The organism is Methylobacterium sp. CCH7-A2 (assembly GCF_001557075.1).
In the GTDB taxonomy this organism is placed as follows: domain Bacteria; phylum Pseudomonadota; class Alphaproteobacteria; order Rhizobiales; family Beijerinckiaceae; genus Allobosea; species Allobosea massiliensis.
The window spans coordinates 21434-42219 of record NZ_LSKN01000016.1 but is presented as its reverse complement, the minus strand read 5'-3'; the positions used below and the strand labels follow the sequence as shown (position 1 = coordinate 42219).

At 70.0% G+C, this 20786-nt stretch carries 21 protein-coding genes and 1 pseudogene; 12 read left to right on the top strand and 10 right to left on the bottom strand.

What is annotated here, in order from left to right; genetic code table 11:
- Window positions 1-44 precede the first annotated feature (44 nt).
- Complete coding sequence (locus tag AX750_RS01140) at window positions 45-545, bottom strand: Lrp/AsnC family transcriptional regulator (protein ID WP_066722539.1); 501 nt, start codon at window positions 543-545, stop codon at window positions 45-47.
- Between the two features lie 227 nt (window positions 546-772).
- Between AX750_RS01140 and AX750_RS01135 the strand changes: the two genes are divergently transcribed.
- The 5 genes from AX750_RS01135 (at window position 773) to AX750_RS01115 (ending at window position 6504) form a co-directional block, all read left to right on the top strand.
- Complete coding sequence (locus tag AX750_RS01135; protein ID WP_066722537.1) at window positions 773-2002, top strand: 3-methyl-2-oxobutanoate dehydrogenase (2-methylpropanoyl-transferring) subunit alpha; 1230 nt, start codon at window positions 773-775, stop codon at window positions 2000-2002.
- Between the two features lie 4 nt (window positions 2003-2006).
- Window positions 2007-3023 carry an alpha-ketoacid dehydrogenase subunit beta gene (locus AX750_RS01130; RefSeq protein ID WP_066722688.1) on the top strand — a complete coding sequence of 339 codons (1017 nt, stop codon included), beginning with the start codon at window positions 2007-2009 and terminating at the stop codon, window positions 3021-3023.
- A complete protein-coding gene (locus tag AX750_RS01125) occupies window positions 3023-4342 on the top strand; it encodes a dihydrolipoamide acetyltransferase family protein (protein ID WP_066722535.1) in 1320 nt (439 codons plus the stop codon). Before AX750_RS01130 ends, AX750_RS01125 begins: the two co-directional genes overlap by 1 nt.
- A gap of 165 nt (window positions 4343-4507) precedes the next feature.
- Window positions 4508-5905, top strand: a complete 1398-nt coding sequence (gene lpdA, locus AX750_RS01120; protein ID WP_066722533.1) for a dihydrolipoyl dehydrogenase — start codon at window positions 4508-4510, stop codon at window positions 5903-5905.
- A gap of 194 nt (window positions 5906-6099) precedes the next feature.
- Window positions 6100-6504: a DUF983 domain-containing protein gene (locus tag AX750_RS01115; protein WP_066722531.1), complete on the top strand. Its 405-nt coding sequence runs from the start codon at window positions 6100-6102 to the stop codon at window positions 6502-6504.
- A gap of 15 nt (window positions 6505-6519) precedes the next feature.
- On the opposite strand, the gene AX750_RS01110 is transcribed toward AX750_RS01115, so the two are convergent.
- Genes AX750_RS01110 through AX750_RS01100 form a run of 3 tightly spaced genes read right to left on the bottom strand, consistent with a single transcriptional unit; the run spans window position 6520 to window position 9495 of the window.
- Window positions 6520-7296, bottom strand: a complete 777-nt coding sequence (locus tag AX750_RS01110; RefSeq protein WP_066722528.1) for an ABC transporter ATP-binding protein — start codon at window positions 7294-7296, stop codon at window positions 6520-6522.
- A 7-nt stretch (window positions 7297-7303) separates the two neighbouring features.
- Window positions 7304-8368: an iron ABC transporter permease gene (locus tag AX750_RS01105; protein ID WP_066722516.1), complete on the bottom strand. Its 1065-nt coding sequence runs from the start codon at window positions 8366-8368 to the stop codon at window positions 7304-7306.
- Complete coding sequence (locus tag AX750_RS01100; RefSeq protein WP_066722685.1) at window positions 8365-9495, bottom strand: ABC transporter substrate-binding protein; 1131 nt, start codon at window positions 9493-9495, stop codon at window positions 8365-8367. The genes AX750_RS01105 and AX750_RS01100 overlap by 4 nt, the downstream gene beginning before the upstream one ends.
- Window positions 9496-9711: 216 nt before the next feature.
- Here AX750_RS01100 and AX750_RS01095 point away from each other — a divergent pair, with 216 nt between their 5' ends.
- A complete protein-coding gene (locus AX750_RS01095) occupies window positions 9712-10494 on the top strand; it encodes a class I SAM-dependent methyltransferase (RefSeq protein WP_066722513.1) in 783 nt (260 codons plus the stop codon).
- A 10-nt stretch (window positions 10495-10504) separates the two neighbouring features.
- On the opposite strand, the pseudogene AX750_RS26775 reads toward AX750_RS01095, so the two are convergent.
- Together AX750_RS26775 and AX750_RS01080 are read right to left on the bottom strand one after the other, a co-directional pair.
- Window positions 10505-11146 (bottom strand): annotated as a pseudogene (locus tag AX750_RS26775) (DUF1109 domain-containing protein).
- A gap of 88 nt (window positions 11147-11234) precedes the next feature.
- A complete protein-coding gene (locus AX750_RS01080; protein WP_245282273.1) occupies window positions 11235-11807 on the bottom strand; it encodes a sigma-70 family RNA polymerase sigma factor in 573 nt (190 codons plus the stop codon).
- 159 nt (window positions 11808-11966) lie between these two features.
- Here AX750_RS01080 and AX750_RS01075 point away from each other — a divergent pair, with 159 nt between their 5' ends.
- From AX750_RS01075 to AX750_RS01055, 5 genes are all read left to right on the top strand, one after another.
- Entirely contained in the window at window positions 11967-12818 is an 852-nt protein-coding gene (locus tag AX750_RS01075; protein WP_066722506.1) for an alpha/beta fold hydrolase, read from the top strand.
- 73 nt (window positions 12819-12891) lie between these two features.
- Window positions 12892-14535, top strand: a complete 1644-nt coding sequence (locus AX750_RS01070) for a thiamine pyrophosphate-binding protein (RefSeq protein WP_197426658.1) — start codon at window positions 12892-12894, stop codon at window positions 14533-14535.
- On the top strand, window positions 14535-15719 hold the full coding sequence (locus AX750_RS01065) for an OpgC domain-containing protein (protein WP_066722504.1): 1185 nt from the start codon (window positions 14535-14537) through the stop codon (window positions 15717-15719). Before AX750_RS01070 ends, AX750_RS01065 begins: the two co-directional genes overlap by 1 nt.
- A gap of 77 nt (window positions 15720-15796) precedes the next feature.
- The gene (locus AX750_RS01060; RefSeq protein ID WP_197426657.1) at window positions 15797-17179 is read left to right on the top strand and encodes a tetratricopeptide repeat protein; all 1383 of its coding nucleotides are present in this window, start codon (window positions 15797-15799) and stop codon (window positions 17177-17179) included.
- Between the two features lie 15 nt (window positions 17180-17194).
- Window positions 17195-17722 carry a YHS domain-containing (seleno)protein gene (locus AX750_RS01055; RefSeq protein WP_066722502.1) on the top strand — a complete coding sequence of 176 codons (528 nt, stop codon included), beginning with the start codon at window positions 17195-17197 and terminating at the stop codon, window positions 17720-17722.
- 6 nt (window positions 17723-17728) lie between these two features.
- On the opposite strand, the gene AX750_RS01050 is transcribed toward AX750_RS01055, so the two are convergent.
- From AX750_RS01050 to AX750_RS01035, 4 genes are all read right to left on the bottom strand, one after another.
- Window positions 17729-17953: a DUF2798 domain-containing protein gene (locus AX750_RS01050; protein ID WP_066722491.1), complete on the bottom strand. Its 225-nt coding sequence runs from the start codon at window positions 17951-17953 to the stop codon at window positions 17729-17731.
- A 65-nt stretch (window positions 17954-18018) separates the two neighbouring features.
- Window positions 18019-18720 carry an SDR family oxidoreductase gene (locus tag AX750_RS01045; protein WP_066722488.1) on the bottom strand — a complete coding sequence of 234 codons (702 nt, stop codon included), beginning with the start codon at window positions 18718-18720 and terminating at the stop codon, window positions 18019-18021.
- 71 nt (window positions 18721-18791) lie between these two features.
- Window positions 18792-19136, bottom strand: a complete 345-nt coding sequence (locus AX750_RS01040) for a hypothetical protein (RefSeq protein ID WP_066722485.1) — start codon at window positions 19134-19136, stop codon at window positions 18792-18794.
- A 135-nt stretch (window positions 19137-19271) separates the two neighbouring features.
- Window positions 19272-19727 (bottom strand): Lrp/AsnC family transcriptional regulator, encoded by a 456-nt coding sequence (locus AX750_RS01035; protein ID WP_066722482.1) that lies wholly within the window; start codon window positions 19725-19727, stop codon window positions 19272-19274.
- Window positions 19728-19855: 128 nt separating this feature from the next.
- On the opposite strand from AX750_RS01035, the gene rocF reads away from it, so the two are divergent.
- Entirely contained in the window at window positions 19856-20785 is a 930-nt protein-coding gene (gene rocF, locus AX750_RS01030) for an arginase (protein ID WP_066722480.1), read from the top strand.
- Window position 20786: the final 1 nt, after the last annotated feature.

The window sequence follows — 20786 nt, the reverse complement described above, 5'->3', positions numbered from 1 at the left end:
TCAAGCCCGGGACGACCTGGCGGGTCGGGGCGGGTTCAATCCCCTCAAGTCCGCGGCATCTTCAACGGATCGATCGAGATCGCGCGCTTGAGCGTGCGCAGGCCGAAGGTCGTGCGCGTCTGGCGGATGCCGGGGATGCGGTAGAGCATCTCGCGCAGGAAGCGCTCGTAATGGTCGGTGCCGCTGACCACGACCTTGACGAGGTAATCGTATTCGCCGGTGACGAGATAGGCCTCGACCACCTCCGGAATCCGTGTCAGCGCTTCGCCGAAATGATCGAGGATCTTGTCGTCATGCTTGTCGAGCGTGATCTCGACGAAGACGACATTGCCGAAACCCAGCGCCTTCTGGTCGAGCACGGCGACATATTTCTCGATTGCCCCGCTCTCCTCCAGCCGCTTCACCCGCGTCCAGCAGGGCGAGGGCGACAGCCCAACCTTCTCCGCCAGCGCATTGACGGTCAGACGGCCATCCTCCTGCAGGGCGGAGAGAATCCGCAGATCGGTGGCGTCCGGTTCATCGCTCCGGCGGTTGCGCGGTATCACGGAACATCATCCTGCACTGTGGGTAGAAGTCGGAAGATATTTCCGCAGACGGTTCCGGACGCAACTGATTTCGACAGGAATCTCCGCGAGCCCCGCGCTAGCCTGACGCCAAGAGGGATGCGTCGCCGCTCGCGACCAAAGCCCCGCCAACACGGACGGCTTGCCGTCCGGGCCGGACGGCGGAATGCTGGCCGACCGGACGATATGGCGGATCAGGGACGGAGCGCATGACCGACACACCCCTTCGCTTTCACGTGCCGCAGCCGGCCTCCCGCCCGGGCGAGCAGCCGGATTTCTCCCATGTCGTGATCCCCAAGGCCGGCTCGGTCGAGCGCCCGCCGGTCGACGTCGATCCGAAGGCGATCCGGGACCTCGCCTATTCGATCATCCGCGTGCTGAATCGCGAGGGGCAGGCGGTCGGCCCTTGGGTGCCCGATCTCAGCCAGGAGGATCTGATCCGGGGCCTGCGTCACATGATGACGCTGCGCAGCTTCGACGCCCGCATGCAGATGGCCCAGCGCCAGGGCAAGACCTCCTTCTACATGCAGCACACCGGCGAGGAGGCGGTGAGCTGCGCCTTCCGGATCGCACTTCGGCCCGGCGACATGAACTTCCCGACCTACCGCCAGGCGGGGCTTCTCATCGCCGACGAGTACCCGCTCGTCGACATGATGTGCCAGATCTACTCCAACGAGCGCGACCCGCTGAAGGGGCGGCAGCTCCCGATCATGTATTCCTCGAAGCAGCACGGCTTCTTCTCGATCTCCGGCAATCTCGCCACGCAATTCGTCCAGGCCGTCGGCTGGGCGATGGCCTCGGCGATCAAGGGCGACACGAAGATCGCCGCCGCCTGGGTCGGCGATGGCTCGACGGCGGAATCGGATTTCCACGCCGCGCTCGTCTTCGCCTCGACCTACAAGGCCCCCGTCGTCCTCAACGTCGTCAACAACCAGTGGGCGATCTCGACCTTCCAGGGCATCGCGCGCGGCGGCTCCGGCACCTTCGCGGCGCGGGGCCTCGGTTTCGGCATTCCGGCCCTGCGCGTCGACGGCAACGACTACCTCGCCACCTATGCCGTGGCGCAATGGGCGATCGAGCGGGCCCGCCGCAATCTCGGCCCGACGCTGATCGAATACGTCACCTACCGCGCCGGCGCGCATTCGACCTCGGACGACCCCTCCGCCTATCGCCCCAAGCAGGAGTCGGACGGCTGGCCGCTCGGCGACCCGCTGCTGCGGCTGAAGGAGCATCTGATCGCGATCGGCGCCTGGAGCGAGGAGCGCCACAAGCAGACCGAGGCCGAGATCCTGGAGACGGTGATCGCGGCGCAGAAGGAGGCCGAGCGCTTCGGCACGCTGCATTCCGGCGGCAAGCCCTCGGCGCGCGACATGTTCGAGGGCGTCTATGCCGAGCTGCCGCCGCATCTGCGCCGCCAGCGCCAGCAACTCGGAGTCTGACGCCATGCCGCGCATGACGATGATCGAGTCGATCCGCTCCGCCATGGACGTCTCGATGGGTCGCGACGAGAACGTCGTCGTCTATGGCGAGGATGTCGGTTTCTTCGGCGGCGTCTTCCGCTGCACTCATGGGCTCCAGCAGAAATACGGCGTCAGCCGCTGCTTCGATGCGCCCATTAGCGAGGCCGGCATCGTCGGCACGGCGATCGGCATGGCGGCCTATGGCCTGCGCCCCTGCATCGAGATCCAGTTCGCCGACTACATGTATCCGGCCTATGACCAGATCGTCTCGGAAGCGGCGCGCCTGCGCTACCGCTCGAATGGCGATTTCACCTGCCCGATCGTGATCCGCATGCCGACCGGCGGCGGTATCTTCGGCGGCCAGACCCACAGCCAGAGCCCGGAAGCCCTCTTCACCCATGTCTCGGGCCTGAAGACCGTGGTGCCGTCCAACCCCTACGACGCCAAGGGCCTGCTGATTGCCGCGATCGAGGACCCCGACCCGGTGATCTTCCTCGAGCCCAAGCGCCTCTACAACGGCCCCTTCGACGGCCACCACGACCGCCCCGTCACGCCCTGGTCGAAGCATGAGCTCGGCGAGGTGCCCGAGGGGCATTTTGTCCTCCCGCTCGGCAAGGCCGCGATCCGCCGCGAGGGCTCCGCCTGCACGATTCTCACCTACGGCACGATGGTCCATGTCGCGGAAGCCGTCGCGGAGGAGACCGGCATCGATGCCGAGGTCATCGATCTGCGCACCCTCGTCCCGCTCGACCTCGACGCCATCACGGCCTCCGTCGCCAAGACCGGCCGCTGCATGGTGCTGCACGAGGCGACGCTGACCTCGGGTTTCGGCGCCGAGCTGGCCGCGCTCGTCCAGGAAACCTGCTTCTACCATCTCGAGGCGCCGGTGCGCCGCGTCGCCGGCTGGGACACGCCCTATCCCCATGCCCAGGAATGGGCCTATTTCCCCGGCCCCGCCCGCGTCGGCCAGGCGCTGCGCGAGATCATGGAGAGCCGCTGATGGCCGAGCGCATCATCAAGCTCCCCGATGTCGGGGAGGGCATCGCCGAGGCCGAGCTGGTCGAGTGGCACGTCAAGATCGGCGACATCATCCGCGAGGACGATCTCATCGCCGCCGTGATGACCGACAAGGCGACCGTCGAGATCCCGGCCCCCGTCGACGGCAAGGTCACCTGGATCGGCGCCGAGATCGGCGACACGGTCGCGATCGGCTCGGCGCTGGTCCGGCTCGAAGTCGCGGGCGAGGGCGGGGCGACTGAAACGGCGGCCGAGGACGCCGCTCCGGAACAGACTGCGGAGGCCCCCGCAGCACAGGCGCCGGCCGCGCCGGCGCCCCGCCAGCCCGAGACGGCGGACGCTCCCCCTCAGGCCATGACCGTGCCCCGCCCCGCCAAGGCGCTGGCGGGCGCCTCCGCCTCCGCTCCGGCCCTGCCGCGACGCGCGCCGGGCGAAACGCCGCTGGCGTCTCCGGCGGTGCGGCTCAAGGCCCGCGAGGCCGGCGTCGATCTGCGCCAGGTCGCAGGCACCGGCCCGGCCGGACGCATCCTGCACGAGGATCTCGACGCCTTCCTGCTGCGCGGACCGGAGACCGAGCGCAAGCCCGGCCTCGCGGAGAAGAGCGCCGTCAGCGAGGTCAAGGTCGTCGGCCTCCGGCGCAAGATCGCCGAGAAGATGGCGCTGTCGAAAGCGCGCATCCCGCACATCACCATCGTCGAGGAGGTCGACGTCCAGGCGCTGGAGGATCTGCGCGCCGTCCTCAACAGAAAGCCGACGCCCGAGCGCCCGAAGCTGACGCTTTTACCCTTCCTGATGCGCGCCATGGTCAAGGCGCTGGCCGAGCAGCCCAATCTCAACGCGCTCTATGACGACGAGGCCGGCATCGTGCGCCAGCATGCCGGCATCCATCTCGGCATCGCGACGCAGACGCCGGGCGGGTTGATGGTGCCCGTGGTGAAGCATGCCGAGGCGCGCGACATCTTCGGCTGCGCGCTGGAGCTGAACCGCATCGCCGAGCGCGCCCGCGACGGCACCGCCACCCGCGACGAGCTCACCGGCTCGACCATCACCATCACCTCGCTCGGCGCGATGGGCGGCATCGCCACGACGCCGGTGATCAACCACCCGGAGGTCGCCATCGTCGGCGTCAACAAGATGATGGTCCGCCCGGTCTGGGACGGCACGACCTTCGTCCCGCGCAAGATGATGAACCTGTCGTCGAGCTTCGACCACCGCGTCGTCGACGGCTGGGACGCGGCGGTTTTCGTCCAGCGGCTGAAGGAGCTGCTGGAGAACCCGGCGACGCTGTTCATCGATGTCTGATGCGGTGCGGATGTTCGTCAAGCACTCCGCTCCCCGTCATTGCGAGCGTCAGCGAAGCAATCCAGGGGGGCGTCGAGTGCTGCCGCTCCTGGATTGCTTCGCTTCGCTCGCAATGACGGACGGAGCATCGAATGACGCCGGGACCCGGCACCGGAGAGGCCGCCCATGACCGAGATCACCTGCAAGCTGCTCGTCATCGGCGCCGGGCCCGGCGGCTATGTCTGCGCCATCCGCGCCGGGCAGCTCGGCCTCGACACCGTCATCGTCGAGGCCGGCAAGCTCGGCGGCACCTGCCTCAATGTCGGCTGCATCCCCTCCAAGGCGATGATCCATGTCGCCGAGGAGTACGAGAAGGCCGCCCACGCCGCCGCCGGCCGGACGCCCTTCGGCCTGACGGGGGGTGCGCCCGCGCTCGACTTCGCCAAGGCTGTCGCCTGGAAGGACGGCATCGTCGGCCGCCTCAACAACGGCGTCGGCGGCCTGTTGCGCAAGGCCAAGGTCAAGATCGTCCAAGGCCGCGCCCGCTTCCGCGACGGCAAGACCGTCGTGGTCGAGACCGAAACCGGCCCGAAGGTGATCCGTGCCGAGCGCGTCGTCATCGCCACCGGCTCCGTGCCGGTGGAGCTGCCCTTCCTGCCCTTCGGGGGGGCGGTGATCTCCTCGACCGAGGCGCTGTCCCTTGCGGAAGTCCCGCAGCGTCTCGCCGTCGTCGGCGGCGGCTATATCGGGCTCGAACTCGGCATCGCCTTCGCCAAGCTCGGCAGCAAGGTCACCATCGTCGAGGCGCAAGCCCGCATCCTGCCGCTCTACGATGCGGAGCTGACCGCGCCCGTCGCGAAGCGGCTGACCGCGCTCGGCATCGAGGTCCTGCTCGGCGCCAAGGCGCGCGGCATCGCGCCCGCGGGCGACGCGCTGCTGGTCGAGACCGCCGACGGGCAGGAGCGCCGCATCCCCGCCGACAAAATCCTCGTCACCGTCGGCCGGGCGCCGGCCACCGAAGGCCTCGGGCTGGAGGAGCTGGTGCTGGATCGGGACGGCCGCTTCATCCGCATCAACGACCGCTGCGAGACCTCGATGCGTGGCATCTTCGCCATCGGCGACGTCACCGGCGAGCCGATGCTGGCGCACCGTGCCATGGCACAGGGCGAGATGGTGGCCGAGATCGCCGCCGGCCTGCCGCGCGCCTGGGACAAGCGCGCCATCCCCGCCGTCTGCTTCACCGACCCCGAGATCGTCTCGGTCGGCCTCTCGCCCGAGGAGGCGCGGCGCACAGGGCAGGAGGTACGGATCGGCCAGTTCCCCTTCGCCGCCAATGGCCGGGCCATGACCCGCGACGGCGAGCAGGGTTTCGTCCGCATCGTCGCCCAGGCGCAGAACGGGCTGGTGCTCGGCATCCAGGCCGTCGGCTGCGGCGTCTCCGAGCTCGCCACCGCTTTCGGGCTCGCGCTGGAAATGGCGGCGACGCTGGAGGATGTCGCCGGCACGATCCACGCCCATCCGACGCAGGGCGAGGGCTTCCAGGAGGCGGCGCTCAAGGCGCTCGGCCACGCCATCCACATCTGAGCCGGCTGCGGCAAACCGTCTCGTTTGCATGCGTCAGGGGCCATCTTGGGCCCCTTCGTGGTCAATTCCCGTGATCTCGACGGTCTGACCTGCATGATGCAGCCCCGCGATGCGCGCACGACGATTGCCTTCGGCGGCGATGGCGCCCATCTCGGGTCTATGCCCATTTTTGCGGCACTGCGTAGGAGAACGAGATGTCCGGCGAACATTGGCCGACCCTGTCGCCGCTGCAGACCGGTCTGCGCGGCCGCTGTCCGCGCTGCGGCAAGGGCCATCTCTTCGACGGCTTCCTGAAGATCAGGCCGTCCTGCGAGGTCTGTGGGCTGGACTATTCCTTCGCCGATCCGGCCGATGGTCCGGCCTTCTTTGTGATGATGTTTGTCTGCGTGCCGGCTGTGGCCTTCCCGCTCTGGCTCGAACTCGCCTACCAGCCGCCGACCTGGGTGCATCTGGTCACGACGCTGCCGCTGATCCTGCTGACCTGCATTCCGCCGCTGCAACCGCTCAAGGGCTGGCTGGTGGCGTCGCAATATGTCCACAAGGCGGAAGAGGGTCGCCTCGCCCGGCCGGATGAGCCGCTGCCGCCGTCGCGGACCTGACGCGCGAGGGCCGCTTCAAGCCGCCTGCCGGCTCGAGCCCTCGACCAGCACATAGGGCTCGCCGCCCGGCAGTGTCTCGACGCGGGCGCGCACGCCGTAGACCTCGTCGAGCAGGGCCGGCGTCACGATGGCGCGCGGATCGCCCATCGCGACGAGCCGGGCATGCGCCAGCACCATCACCCGGTCGGCGAAGCGCAGCGCCTGGTTGAGATCGTGGATCGAGATCAGCACCAGCATGCCGCGCTCGCGCGCCAGCCGGCGCACCAGGCTCAGGACCTCGAACTGCCGGTGCAGGTCGAGCGCGCTGGTCGGCTCGTCGAGCAGCAGGACGTCCGGCTCGCGCACCAGCGTCTGCGCGATCGAGACGAGCTGGCGCTGCCCGCCGGAGAGCTCGCCCAGGCCCCGGAAGGCGAGGTCCTCGATCTCAAGGTCGCGCAGCACGCCGTCGATGCGCCGCAGTTCCTCGTCGCTGACCGACCAGGCCCCGCCCTGCTTGAGCGCGAGCAGGATCGATTCATAGACCGTGAGCACGGCGTTCACCGCCGTATCCTGCGGCAGGTAGCAGCATTGCGGCGTGGTCCGGCCGGCGACGCGGCTGGTTCCGCCGAGCGTGACCGTACCGTCCCCGGCGGCGAGCCCCGCGATGCGCCGGAACAGGCTCGACTTGCCGGCGGCATTGGCGCCGATCAGCGCCACAACCTCGCCGCCGCGCAGATCGGCGGCATCGACGTCGCTGAGGACGCGGCGCTTGCCATAGGCGACGCCGACGCCGCTGAGGGAGAGCTGGACCATCAGGACCTCACCAGGAGCGCTTCCGGCTCGCCATGATCAGGCTGAAGAAGAACGGCACGCCGATCAGCGCGGTGACGATGCTGATCGGGAAGATCAGCCCCGGGATCAGCGACTTCGAGACCACCGAGGAGGCCGAGAGGATCGCCGCCCCCGCCAGCGCCGAGGCCGGCAGGAAGAAGCGCTGGTCCTCGCCGATCACCATGCGCGCGATATGCGGGCCGACGAGCCCGATGAAGCCGATCGTGCCGACGAAGGAAACCGGGACGGCGGCGAGCAGGCTGACCAGCAACATGATCTCGAGCCGTAAGCGGCGCACATCGATGCCGAAGCTCGCCGCCTTGTCGTCGCCCAGCCGCAGCGTCGTCAGCGCCCACGCCCGGCGCAGGAAGAAGGGCAGGGTGAAGAGCAGAACCGCCGTGGTGATGCCGAGCTTGTGCCAGTTCGCCTTGGTCAGGGAGCCCATCGTCCAGAACACGACGGCGCCCAGCGCCTGCTCGGAGGCGAAGAACTGCAGCAGCGAGAGCAGCGCGTTGAAGGTGAAGACCAGCGCGATGCCGAGCAGGATCACCGTCTCGGTCGTCACGCCGCGCTGCTGGCTCAGCACATGGATCAGCATCGCCGCGCCCATGGCCATGATGAAGGCGTTGATCGGCACGATGTAGTCGATCGCGAAGGGCACCAGCGCCACGCCGAAGACCAGCGCCAGCGCCGCCCCGAAGGAGGCGGCCGCCGAGATGCCGAGCGTGAAGGGGCTGGCGAGAGGGTTGTTCAGGATCGTCTGCATCTGCGCGCCCGCGATCGCGAGCGCCGCCCCGGTGACGACCGCCATCAGCGCGACCGGCAGCCGGATGTCCCAGATCACCACCCGCAACGCGGCCGGAGCCTCGGAGGGATTCATCAGTGTGCGCAGCACCTGGCCGGCGTCGTAGCGCGCCGGGCCCAGCATCAGATCGACGACGAAGCTCGCCAGCAGCAGGCCGAACATGGCCAGCAGGATCAGCCGCCGCCGCAGCGTCAGCGCGCGATAGGCGAGCCGGGCCGGCCGGGCCGTGGCTGCGACGGCCGCGCTCACTTGCGCTCCACCGTCACCCAGTAGCCCGGCTGGTAGGGCAGCGGCAGGAAGCGCTCATGCAGGGTCTTCAGCGTCGCCTCGGCATCGAGATCCTTGAACAGCTCTGGATGCAGCCAGGTCGCGATCTCCTGGATCGCCACGAACTGGTAGGGGCTGTTGTAGAACTGGTGCCAGATGGCGTGCACGCGCCCGTCCTTCACCGCCTTGGTCTGGCTGAAGGCCGGCCGCCTGGCGAGGCCCGCCAGCTTGCGGCGCGCTTCGGTGAGGTCGCTGCCCGGCCCCAGGCCGACCCAGGCCCCGCCCGGCACATAGGCGCCCCAGTTGCCGCCGGTGATGACCACGACGTCGGGGTTGGCGGCGACGACGGCCTCGGGATTGACCGTGCCGAAGGTGCCCGGGATCAGGTCCGAGGCGAAGTTCTTGCCGCCGGCGATGTCGACCATCTTGCCGAAATTCTCGTTGCCGAAGGACATGCAGCAATCGTCGCTGTAGCCGCCGGCCCGCTCCATCATCACCAGCGGGCGCTTCAGCCCCTGGACCTTGGCGAGACGGTCGGTGACGCGGGCGATCTCGGCGGCCCGGAAGGCGATGAAGTCCTCGGCGACCTTCTCCCGGCCGAAGAGCTTGCCCATCAGCCGCAGCGACGGCTCGGTGTTCTGGAAGGGCTTCTCGCGGAAGTCGACATAGACCACCGGGATGCCGACTGCGGCCAACTTCTCGACCAGGCTCGCCTCGTCGCTGGCGACCTTAGCCTCGATGTTGAGGAACAGCACATCGGGCTTGAGCGCGATCGCCTGCTCGATGTCGAAGGCGCCTTCCTTCATGCCGCCGAAGCTCGGGAGCTTCGCGACCTGCGGATAGCGCGCCAGATACTGCTTGTAGCTGTCGGGATCGGCCTTGGGTAGGTCGTCGCGCCAGGCGACGACGCGCTTGAAGGGATCGTCCTTGTCGAGCGCGGCGACGACATACATCTGGCGCCCCTCGCCGAGGATGACGCGCTGCACCGGCGCCTCGACTTCGACCTTGCGGCCGAGCACGTCGGTGACCATGACCTTGTCGGCGAGGGCGGGCGCGCCGCCGGCCAATAGCGAGGTGGCGACCGTAGCGGCAGCGAGCAGGACGCGCAGCAGGGACATGGGCGTTCTCCGGGAAAAGTGGCCGGGTCCGTATGTCCGCGCCAGTAAAGGGTCAAGTCTTATCTTTTAGAATTATTGCAAACAAAATCGGCGATAGCGTTTTCGGCAGTAATCGTATTGGAGTTGGCTGATTTCGCCGAAACAGCTTGCGGTGCCCGGGTTTCCGTGGTTTTCGCAGCCGACAGCCCTGCATCGGACGTGCCGGCCATGACGACCCTGCACCATAATCTCAGCCTCAAGGACGAGATCCGCGACTTCTGGTCGATGCGGTCCGAAACCTTCGACACCATGCCCGGCCACGAGATTTTCTCGGTCGCGGAGCGCCAGGCCTGGCTCGCCTTGTTCGCGCGCCATCTCGGCCTTCCGCCCCAGGGCGCGAAGGCGCTCGACCTCGCCAGCGGCACCGGCGTCATCTCCCTGCTGCTGGCCGATCTCGGCTATGCCGTCACCGGGCTCGACCTGTCCGAGGCCATGCTCGCCCGTGCCCGGGCCAAGACGGTCGGCAAGCCGATCCGCCTCTATGCGGGCGACGCCGAGGACACGCTGGAGGCCTCCGACAGCTACGACGCGGTGGCGACACGCCATCTCGTCTGGACGCTGCCCGACCCGCCGGCCGCCTTCCGCGAATGGCATCGCGTGCTGAAGCCCGGTGGCCGCGTCGCCATCGTCGATGTCGACATGACCAATCCGCGCCCCGGTAACGGCAAGGTGCTGCGCCTGCTGGCGAAGCTCGCCCGCATGGTCTCGGCACCGAAGCCGCCGCCGCCTTACAAGGCGACGCATGACGACATCGTCTCGCGCGTCTATTTCTCGGGAGGGTGCCGGCCGGAGGAGATCGCGCGGCTGCTGGTGGAGGCCGGCTTCGTCGATGTCGTGATCGACCGCGACCTGCGCGCCATCCACCGGGCGCAGGGGCGCTTCATGCCGCTGCATCAGCGGCTGGAGCGCGCCAGCCAGGACCGGTTCATCGTCTCCGCCCGCAAGCCCTGAGGCGCAGGGCTCACCAACGCAGCAGGCGAGGCCCGGCGAGCGCCCCGAGCCCCCCGGCCACGGCCATCGCGAGCGGATACCAGGTGGCGAGGAAAGGCACCGCATCCTCCGGGCAGTGCAGCGCATAGGCGACCGTGGCCAGCCCCGCCGCGCCGATACCGGCTGCGAGACCGGTCAGCCGCGGCCGGACGGGCGCGCCGCGGCGGGCGAGGGCGAACAGCCCGGCCAGCGGCAGCAGCGCATAGAGCGGGACCAGCACAAGGCAGGCGGACTAGGTGCGCCCGAGCAGGAGCGCCGGCCAGGCCGGCATCGGCTGGGTCGCCAGCACGGCAATCGCCCAGGCGAGCACGGCCGCGACCGGCAGCAGGACGAGCCCGAGCAGGCCTCCCGCCGCCCGCCCCGGCCGCAGGCTGCGCTGGAAGGCGATGAGCGAGAGCCCTGCCACCGAGGCGCCCAGGGCGAATTTGGCGAGAACGGGCAGCGTCATCACGGCCGCCGCCAGGTCGAGCCGCGGTCCGAACATCCAGAGCACGGCGGCGGAGCAGGCGGCGAGCCCGGCCAGCGCGGTCAAACCCGTCGCGCGAGCAAAGCCTGCCCTGGCGACGGGGCCGGCATCGCTGGCGAGAAGGGTGACGAGATCGTCGGTTTTCATGGCGCTGTCGAAACCTGCGGGGGCCTGCTGCGGTTCAAGGAGTTCGAAGGCGGGAACAAGAAAGTTACGCGGCTCAGGGGAAGAAAGATCATGGGGTCCGCGTGCCGCGGCGGCTGAGCACCTTCGCCATCGCCTTGAGACCGCGATGAAGCGCGACCTTGGCGGCGTTTTCGGTCATGCCGGTGGCCTGCGCCGCCTCGGCGAGGCTGCCGCCCTGCAGCTTGACGCGGTCGATCAGCGTCCGCGTGCGTTCCGGCAGGGCGGCGAGCGCACGCTCGACATCGAGTTTCGCGTCGCTGGCGGCGCCTCCGGGTTCCGGCTGCGCGAGCGCCTCGTCGTCGATCGGCAGATGACCGCGATGCCGGCCGGAGCGCCGCAGATGGTCGATCAGCTTGTAGCGCGCGATCGCATGGGCCCAGGCCGAGACCGGCACGGCCGGGTCGTAGGTATGCCGCGAGAGGTGCAGCGCCAGCAGCGTCTCCTGCAGCACGTCTTCCGCCTCTTCGGCGCCGGCGAGGCCGGCCCGGGCCAGATGGCCGCGGAGGAAGCCGCGCAGGCGCCCTCCGATCAGGTCGAGAAAGCGGCGATAGGCGCCGGCGTCGCCCTCAAGCCCGGCCATGAAGGCGGGGTGCAGCACGGCTTCGAAATCGTCGAGCGACACGGGCGGTGAGGGGTCCGGAACGGGGAGGCAGATCTTCTCCTTGCACGACTTTTCCACCGCTCACAAGCCGGCGAGCGGGCCTCGCGGTCGCTCCCGAACGCCGCTAGCGTCGGTTTCGGGCGCGGCCGGCGATCGGCGGGCCGGCCATGGAGCCGATCGATGATCAGCCGCTGGCCGCTCTGGCTCGTTCTCGCCGGCCTTGTTCTGGCCGGCCCCGGACGGGCCGATCCGGTCGAGGCCTGCCCGGGCGAGCAGGGCTGCCAGGTCGAGGGCGGGCATTACCGGCTGGTCCTGCCCGATGCGGCTCCTGCGGCTCCTCTCGCGGCGCTGATGTACTTCCATGGCTGGCAGGGCTCGGCCGAGGAGACGGCGGCCGATCCCGGCCTGCGGGCGCTCGCGACGCGGCTCGGCGTCGCCCTGATCGCGCCCGACGGCGCCGGGCGCACCTGGTCCTATCCCGGCTCGCCGGGCCGTCATCGCGACGAATTCGCCTTTGTCGGCCGCGTACTCGACGACGTCGCCGCGCGTTTCCCGATCGATCCCCGCCGGATCATGGCTAGCGGCTTCTCGCAGGGCGGCTCGATGGTCTGGTATCTCGCCTGCCGCATGCCCGAGCGTTTCCGGGCCTTCGCGCCCGTCGCCGGCGCCTTCTGGGAGCCGCTGCCCGCCTCCTGCGCCGGGCCGCGGCCGGCGCTGATCCACACCCACGGTACGGCCGACGCAACCGTGCCGCTCGCCGGCCGGGCCCTGCGCGGCGGCTACCGCCAGGGGGATGTCTTCCGCAGCCTCGCCATTCTCGATCCGCAGGCGAGGGCGGTCGCGGTGGCGGACTTCGCCACCGGCCCGGACGCGCTCGCCTGCCTGCCGCTGAATGCGGCAGGAACGGCGCCTCTCGAACTCTGCCTGCATCCGGGCGGCCATGTCGTCGATCCCGCCTGGATCGAGCGGGCCTGGCGGCTGACGATGGGCGGCGAGGGGCCGCGACCCGATCACCTTTCCGTGAAGCGGTAACCCCGGGAGGCTGCGCCACGATTGTCAGCCTGAACCGCCGCCCTGGGCGTGTCGCCCGCGAGGAGTTGCCTGCATGACGATCCAGACCCCGCCGCCCGTTCCTACCTCGGCCGGCGCGGCCGGCCTGACGGGCGCGGACATCATCGCGGCGAGGCTGGCGGCGGCGGGCGCGACCCATGCCTTCGGCATTCCCGGCGGCGAGGTCCTGGGACTGGTCGATGCGCTCGGGCGCGCCGGCATCCGCTTCGAACTGGCGCGGCACGAGAACGCCGCGGGCTTCATGGCCGAGGGGCTCTGGCACGTCACGGGGGCGCTGCCGGTGCTGGTCGCGACATTGGGGCCGGGGGTCAGCAATGCGGTAACGGCGGTCGCCCATGCCCAGCAGGACCGCGTGCCGCTGATCTTCATCACCGGCTGCGTCGATCACGCGCTCGCCGAGAGCTACACCCATCAGGTCTTCGATCATCAGGCTGTGCTGCGACCGCTGGTCAAGGCGAGCTTCCGCGCCGCGCCCGGCACCGAGGCGCTGGTCGTCGACAAGGCGCTCGCCATCGCCCGCTCCGGCCGGCCCGGCCCGGTCCATATCGACCTGCCCATCGCCGTCGCCGAGGCCAAGGCCGTCGCTGTTCCGCCGCCGCCGGCCGCCATGGCGCCCGCGTGTGTGCCCGCCGACCTCGACCGCGCGGTGGCGCTGCTCGCCGGCGCGCGACGGCCGCTCGTGCTCGCCGGGCTGGACCTCGTCAACGAGAACGCGGCCACCTCGCTCGTGCGGTTGCTCGACAGGACGGGCGCGCCGCTGCTCACCACCTACAAGGGCAAGGGGCTGCTGCCGGAGGACGACCTGCGCGTCATCGGCGGCGTCGGCCTCTCGCCGAAGGCCGATGCGCTGATCCGCCCGCTGATCGAGGCGGCTGATCTGATCGTGCTGGCCGGCTATGACCCGATCGAGATGCGACAGGGCTGGCGCAATCCCTGGCCGGCCGACAAGCCGGTCATCGACATCGTCGCAGAGGCACTGCCGCACGGCATGCATGGCGCCACGCTGACGCTCGAGGGCCATGTCGGCACGATCCTCGACCGGTTGACGGAGCGGCTCTCGCCCATGACTGTCTGGGACCAAGGCGAGCCGGCCGCGGTCCGCGCCGCCTTCCGGCAGGCCTTCGCCGCACCGGCGGAGTGGGGCCCGCATGCCGTCTTCGAGACGCTGCGGGCGGTCGCCCCATCCGGCACGGTCGCCACCGCCGATTCCGGCGCCCACCGCATCCTGCTCTCGCAGCTCTGGACCTGCGACGGGCCGCGCCGCCTGCTGCAGTCGACGGGGCTTTGCACTATGGGTTGCGCCCTGCCGCTCGCCACCGGCGCGGCGCTGGGCAGCGGCCAGCCGACGCTCTGCTTCGTCGGCGATGCGGGGCTCGAAATGGTGCTGGGCGAACTCGCGACGCTGCGCGACCTCGCTGTGCCGGTCGTCGTCGTGGTGCTGGTCGACGAGGCGCTCGGGCTGATCGCGCTGAAGCAGAAGCAGATGGGCCTCGCCCGCGCCGGTGTCGATCTCGGCCTTAGCGACTTCGCGGCGGTGGCGTGTGCCCTCGGCGGCCATGGCGCGACGGTGGCGGACCGAGAAAGCCTCGCCCGCGAGGCGGCCGCCGCCTTCGCGCGGCCCGGTTTCAGCCTGCTCGCCTGCCGCATCGACGCCGCCGCCTATCAGGGGGCCTTCTGATGGCCGAGGCCGCCCGCCCATCGAAACGGCCGCGCGACGAGCGCCTCGACATCTTCCGCGGTCTGACCATGCTGATCATCTTCGTCGCCCATGTGCCGGCGAACAGTTGGAACGCCTGGATACCCGCCCGCTTCGGCTTTTCGTCCGGCGCCGAACTCTTCGTCTTCTGCTCCGGCTTCGCCAGCGCGCTCGCCTTCGGGGCGACCTTCGTCCGGCGCGGCTGGTGGCTTGGCACGGCGCGTATCCTGCAGCGCCTCTGGCAGGTCTACTGGGCCCATATCGGCCTCGTCGTCGCGCTGGTGGCGCTGGCCGCGCTGCTCGACACGCTGGTCGGCAGTGCCGAACTCGGGCGCCAGTTCGCGCCGCTGATGGCCGACCCAGAACGCGCGCTGCTGGGCCTCGTCACCCTGACCTGGCAGCCCGACTATCTCGACATCCTGCCGATGTATCTCGTCATCCTGGCGCTGATCCCGCTCGCCATCGCGCTGCGGCGGCTCCACCCCTGGTTGCCCTTCCTGATGGTGGCGCTGCTCTACGCCCTGGTCTGGACGGAAGGGCTCAACCTCCCCGGAAATCCCTGGAACGGCGCCGGCTGGTTCCTCAATCCCTTTGCCTGGCAGGCGATCTTCTTCATCGGCTTTTTCATTGCGATGAAGTGGCTGCCGGTGCCGCCGCTGCGCCGGCCGGCCCTGCTGCTGGCGGCGGGGCTGATCGTCGTCGCAGCGGTGCCGCTCTCCTTCTGGGGGATCCTGGAAATCTGGCCCGCCGCGCAGAGCTGGCGCGACATCCTGCTGCCGGGCGATTTCGAGAAGAGCAACCTGCACCCGCTGCGCATCCTGCACTTCCTCGCTTTGGCCTACATCGTCCTGAGCGCGATCGAGCCGGTGCGGGACCGGCTCGATTCAGGCCTGGGCCACCTGCTCATCCTGATCGGCCGGCAGTCGCTCGCGGCCTTCCTCGCCAGCATCGTGCTCGCTCGGCTGGCCTGGACGGCATCCGAGATGGCGGGCCATGACGCGGTCGTCGTCGCCCTGCTCAACCTGGCCGGCTTTGCGGCCTTGCTGGGCGTCGCCTGCGTCGTCGCATGGTTCAAGCGCGCGCCCTGGGCCGGCCCGCCGCCCGCGCCGCGCGAGGCTCCCGAGATGCCGGCCGCGTCGACATCACGCCTGCGTGAAGCGAGTTGAACGGCGGTTGATCGCGCCGCTGCGAAGTCCTTGTCGAGCGGCGGGGTCGGGCCTCGCCCAAAAGCCAGGAGCCGGCCATGTTCTTCGATTGCTGCGGTCACCGCATCGCCGTCGCCAATGACGAAGCCCGGCTCGCCTGGGACGCCACTCTCGAAGCGGTCCTGGCCCATGCCGCGGCCGCGCCCGAGCATCTCGGCCGGACGCTGGCGGCCGATCCGCGTTTTGCGCTCGCCCATGCCGCCAAGGGCCTGATGCTGCTCTCCCTGGCGCGCGCCGAACTGGTCGGCACCGCGCGGGATTGTCTCGCCCAGGCCCGCCGCGCCATCGCCGAGCGTCCGGTGACCACGCGCGAGACGGCTTTCGTCGAGGCGCTGGCGCAGTGGCTCGAGGACAGGCCGCGCCGGGCCGCCCGAGCGCTTGAAGCCGTTCTCGAGGAGCATCCCCGCGACGTGCTGGCGCTGAAGCTCTCCCACGGGATCCGCTTCATGCTCGGCGATCAGGGCGAGATGCTCGCCTGCCTGCGCAGGATCGTGCCGCGTTTCCCGGAGGACCACCCCTTCGCCGGTTACGTCTCCGGCTGCTACGCCTTCGCGCTGGAGGAACGCGGCTTCTACCGCGAGGCCGAGGCCGCCGGCCGGCGTGCCGTCGAGCGGGCGCCGCGCGACGCCTGGGGGCGCCATGCCGTCGCCCATGTTATGGAGATGACCGGCCGCACGGACGAAGGCGTCGCCTGGCTGGCCGACAGCGCCGGCTGGGCCCATGCCAACAATTTCCGCTTCCACATCACCTGGCATCTCGCCCTGTTCCGGCTCGAGCGCGGCGAGACGACGGAGGTGCTGCGGCTTTATGACGAGGGCATCCGCGCCGAGCAGACCGACGATTACCGCGACATCGCCAATGGCGCCGCGCTGCTGGCCCGCCTCGATTATGCCGGAGTCGATGTCGGCGCGCGTTGGGAGGAGCTGGCGGAGAAGGCCGAGGCCCGCCTCGACGACCGACGCCTCGTCTTCGCCGATCTGCATTACGCGCTCGCCCTGCTCGGCGCCGGGCGTGAGGAAGCGGCTGAAGCCATCGCCCGGTCGCTCGCCGCCGACAGCCACGGCCATGCCAGCGGCGAGCGCCGCGAGGCCGCCCGCGCCGGGGCGCTCGCCGCCTATGGGTTGATCGCGCTGCGCGAGCGGGACCATGCCGAGGCGGCCCGGCTCCTCGGCGCCGCCCGCGGCGGCCTCGTCGCGATCGGCGGCAGCCATGCCCAGCGCGATCTCTTCGAGCAGGCCTATATCGAGAGCCTGATCCGCTCCGGCGCGCGGGACCGTGCCGCCCATGTGCTGCGTGAGCGCTTGGCGCGCCGCGGCGGGCATAATCTCTTCGCCGGCCGCCGGCTCGCCCGCCTCGATACCACGCGAACCGGGCTGGCGGCGCTCGCGCTCGCCGCGACGCCCCTCGCCATCGCTCATTGAACGGGGACGGTGCCCATGTCCGACGTCACCCTGCCGGAAGCCTCGACACCCAACCGCCGCCGCCGGGCCGGTGCCCTCGTCGCGCTGATCGCCGGACTTCTCGCTGCGCTGTTCGTTCCCGGCGTCGCGATCGCGCCGGCCATGACGGGCAAGCCCGTCAACACGCTGGGCTCGGCGGAAGGCATCGCGATCCGCGGCTATGACCCCGTCGCCTATTTCCGCGACGGCGGCCCGCGCCGGGGCTCGCCCGAGCACGCCGTCCGCCATGACGGCGCGACCTGGCATTTCGCCAGCGCCGCCAACCGCGCGCTCTTCCTGGCCGATCCGGAGCGCTACAAGCCGGCCTATGGCGGCTTCTGCGCTTATGGCACCTCGCGCGGCTATCTCGTGAAGATCGAGCCCGAGGCCTGGTCGATCGTCGAAGGGCGGCTGTATCTCAACTATGATCTCGATGTCCGCGAGACCTGGTCGAAGGACACGAAGACCTATCTCGCGCGCTCCGAGCGGAATTGGCCGAACCTCACCGCGCGGGACATTCGCTGACGCACGTCAGTCCGCCGTCAGCGCCTCGACGGCCCGGCGGATGAAGGGCGCGGCGAAAACGACCACGGGCAGCATCATGGCCCATGACAGGAACCAGGCCGACAGCCAGCGCTGCAGGGCGGGCGCGGCCCCCGGAGCGGCTACGACCGCCACCCCCGAGGCGATGGCCGAGGTGAGCCCGGCTTGGATCACGCCGAAGAGGACATGCGCGTAACGCCTGGGGATGGCCATGGAGAGGGTTCCTCGGTCGGGTGATGCGTGGTGCAGGCCATTTTCGTGCCAGGCGATGTGGCGGCTCAGATCGAGCGCGTCAGCCCGCCATCGACCCGGATGTTCTGCCCGGTGATGTAGCCCGCATCCGGCGAGAGCAGGAACGCGATCGTTCCCGCAATCTCCTCGCTTCGGCCATAGCGCTGCATCGGCACGCGCTGGCGCCGCTCTTCCGTCGCCGGCAGGCTGTCGATCCAGCCCGGCTGGACGTTGTTCATGCGGATGTTGTCCGCGCCATACTGGTCGACGAAGATCTTGGTGAAGGTGGCGAGCCCCGCCCGCGCCATCGCCGAGGTCGGGAACATCGCTTCGGGCTCGAAGGCCCAGGCGGTGGTGATGTTGACGATCGTGCCGGATTTCTGCGCCTGCATGATCGGCGTCACCAGCCGGATCGCACGCACCGCGCTGAGAAAATAGACGTCGAGCCCGCGCTGCCAGTCCTCGTCCTTGATCTCGAGCAGCGGCCCACGAGGCCCGTGGCCGGCGCTGTTGACCAGCGCATCGATACGGCCCCAGCGCGCCATCGTCAGATCGACCAGGCGCTTGACGTCCTCGCCGGAAAGGTTCGAGCCGGTGACGCCCAGCCCGCCCAACTCGTTGGCCAGCGCCTCGCCCTTGCCGGAGGAGGACAGGATGGCAACCTCGTAGCCGTCCTTCGCGAGGCGGCGCGCGGTCGCCGCCCCCATGCCGCTGCCACCTGCGGTGACGATGGCGACTTTCCTGCTCATGCCCTGCTCCTCGCGCTGTCGGTCCGCTGTTCTAGCGTCTCGAGCGGCGCGATGGATAGGGCGGCCTGACCTCAGTAGCGGTCGTAGCGGCGATAGCCATAGCCGGGCGGCGGGCCGTAGCCGGGACGACCGTAATAGGGCCGCGGTCCATATCCGGGACGGCCGTAAGAGGGGCGGGGGCCGTAGCCGCGGCCATAGCCGGGGCCGCCGCGGCCGCGCTGCTGACGCGCGGTTTCCTGCATCATGTAGAGGCGGCGCTGCTTGGCGGCGGTCATGGTGAAGGCGAGATCCCGCCCGTCGAGCCGCTGCGCGGCCTCGGCCGGAAGGGCCTCGGACGCCGCGGCCGGAGCGGACGCTCCGGTGCTGGCCAGCACGACGAGGCCAAAGAGGCCCGCGAGGGCGGAAAGCCTGCTCATCCAAAATTCCTTTCGCGCCGTCCTGATACGGCGGGACGTCAACCCCCGGGCCCGCCGATTCGTTCCCCGTCCCTCTTAGTGCCGGGGTGGGCGGCCCGCCGCAAGCGCGGCCATCCGCGCCAGGCGATCCGCTGTTCAGCCCGGCTGCGTCGGACCGAGCCCTGCCCGGCTGCTGCGCGGCGTCGCCAGCAGGAGATGGGTCTCGGACGCCGCGATGCCGCCGATCAGCCGCAGGCGGGTCAGCACGGCATCGAGGGCCGTCAGGCTGTCGGTGCCGAGTTCGGCGACGAGATCCCATTTGCCGCTGGTGGTGTGGATTGCGGTGATCTCGGCGAAGCCGCTCAGCGCCGTCACGACACGGTCCTTGGCCCGGCCCTCGACCTCGATCAGCGTGATGCCGCGCACCGGCGCCGAGACCACGTCCGCCCGCAGGATGACGGTGTAACCGACGATCTCGCCCGCCCGTTCGAGGCGCTCCAGCCGCGTTCGCACCGTAGCCCGCGAGACGCCGAGGTCGAGCGCGAGGTCCGAGATGGCGCGGCGCCCGTTGCGCCGGAGCAGCGTCACCAGGCGGCGGTCGAGATCATCCATGTCCGGTTCTGCCGTTATGATAAGTCGAGAATTTCAAAACGATAGATTAAGCCTCCATTTCTGCCAATCTGGCTTCTTCGTCCCGCCACCCCACCGGTCTAGACCCGCCGTTCGAGGGCGAGGGCGCGATGGATCGGACGAACTGCATTCTTCTCGGGGCCCCAGTCCAGGACGGCACCGGCCGGCTCGGCTGCGACATGGGCCCCAGCGCCTTCCGCGCCGCCGGCATCGGCGAAGCGCTGCGCTCGCTAGGCCATGGCGTCGTCGATCGCGGCAATGTCGCGCCGGCGCCGCTGCGCCCGTTGAGCCATCCCAACCCCGCCATCCACGCGCTGCCGGAGATCGTCGCCTGGACGGAAGTGCTGTCGCAGGCCGTCTACGACGCCGGCACCGAGGGCATGCCGATCGTGCTCGGCGGCGACCACAGCCTCGCCGCGGGGACGCTCGCCGGCCATGCCCGCCTCGCCCAGGAGCGCGGCCGCAAGCTCTTCGTGCTCTGGCTCGACGCGCATCCCGACATGCACACGCTGGAGACGACCGAGAGCGGCCATCTCCACGGCGTGCCGATGGCCTATGCGCTCGGCCTGCCGGGTTTCGACGGCATCTTCCCGCCGCTCGCCGCCGCGCTTTCTCCCGAGCGGGTCTGCATGATGGGGCTGCGCAGCGTCGATCCGGCGGAGCGTCAGGTGCTCGCCGCCACGGGTCTGCGCGTCCACGACATGCGCGCCATCGACGAGAACGGTGTCGCGGCGCTGCTGCGCGGCTTTCTCGACGAGGTCGCGGCGCAGGACGGGCTGCTCCATGTCAGCCTCGACGTCGACTTCCTCGATCCCGACATCGCGCCCGGCGTCGGCACCACCGTTCCCGGCGGGGCCACCTTCCGCGAGGCGCATCTGATCATGGAGATGCTGCATGACAGCGGCCGCGTCGCCAGCCTCGATCTGGTCGAACTCAACCCTTTTCTCGACGAGCGCGGCCGCACGGCGCGGCTGATGGTCGATCTCACAGCCAGCCTGATGGGCCGCAGCGTGCTCGACCGCCCGACCCGGAGCTTCTGAC

Excerpts from the sequence above, each read along its gene's own strand:
- AX750_RS01110 (WP_066722528.1), bottom strand. The coding sequence starts at position 7,296 with ATGGTCCAGCTCTCCCTCAGCGGCGTCGGCGTCGCCTATGGCAAGCGC.
- AX750_RS01060 (WP_197426657.1), top strand. The coding sequence starts at position 15,797 with ATGTTCTTCGATTGCTGCGGTCACCGCATCGCCGTCGCCAATGACGAA.
- rocF (WP_066722480.1), top strand. The coding sequence starts at position 19,856 with ATGGATCGGACGAACTGCATTCTTCTCGGGGCCCCAGTCCAGGACGGC.
- AX750_RS01050 (WP_066722491.1), bottom strand. The coding sequence starts at position 17,953 with ATGGCCATCCCCAGGCGTTACGCGCATGTCCTCTTCGGCGTGATCCAA.
- AX750_RS01130 (WP_066722688.1), top strand. The coding sequence starts at position 2,007 with ATGCCGCGCATGACGATGATCGAGTCGATCCGCTCCGCCATGGACGTC.
- lpdA (WP_066722533.1), top strand. The coding sequence starts at position 4,508 with ATGACCGAGATCACCTGCAAGCTGCTCGTCATCGGCGCCGGGCCCGGC.
- AX750_RS01115 (WP_066722531.1), top strand. The coding sequence starts at position 6,100 with ATGTCCGGCGAACATTGGCCGACCCTGTCGCCGCTGCAGACCGGTCTG.
- AX750_RS01070 (WP_197426658.1), top strand. The coding sequence starts at position 12,892 with ATGACGATCCAGACCCCGCCGCCCGTTCCTACCTCGGCCGGCGCGGCC.
- AX750_RS01135 (WP_066722537.1), top strand. The coding sequence starts at position 773 with ATGACCGACACACCCCTTCGCTTTCACGTGCCGCAGCCGGCCTCCCGC.
- AX750_RS01040 (WP_066722485.1), bottom strand. The coding sequence starts at position 19,136 with ATGAGCAGGCTTTCCGCCCTCGCGGGCCTCTTTGGCCTCGTCGTGCTG.
- AX750_RS01125 (WP_066722535.1), top strand. The coding sequence starts at position 3,023 with ATGGCCGAGCGCATCATCAAGCTCCCCGATGTCGGGGAGGGCATCGCC.
- AX750_RS01095 (WP_066722513.1), top strand. The coding sequence starts at position 9,712 with ATGACGACCCTGCACCATAATCTCAGCCTCAAGGACGAGATCCGCGAC.
- AX750_RS01075 (WP_066722506.1), top strand. The coding sequence starts at position 11,967 with ATGATCAGCCGCTGGCCGCTCTGGCTCGTTCTCGCCGGCCTTGTTCTG.
- AX750_RS01055 (WP_066722502.1), top strand. The coding sequence starts at position 17,195 with ATGTCCGACGTCACCCTGCCGGAAGCCTCGACACCCAACCGCCGCCGC.
- AX750_RS01035 (WP_066722482.1), bottom strand. The coding sequence starts at position 19,727 with ATGGATGATCTCGACCGCCGCCTGGTGACGCTGCTCCGGCGCAACGGG.
- AX750_RS01065 (WP_066722504.1), top strand. The coding sequence starts at position 14,535 with ATGGCCGAGGCCGCCCGCCCATCGAAACGGCCGCGCGACGAGCGCCTC.
- AX750_RS01045 (WP_066722488.1), bottom strand. The coding sequence starts at position 18,720 with ATGAGCAGGAAAGTCGCCATCGTCACCGCAGGTGGCAGCGGCATGGGG.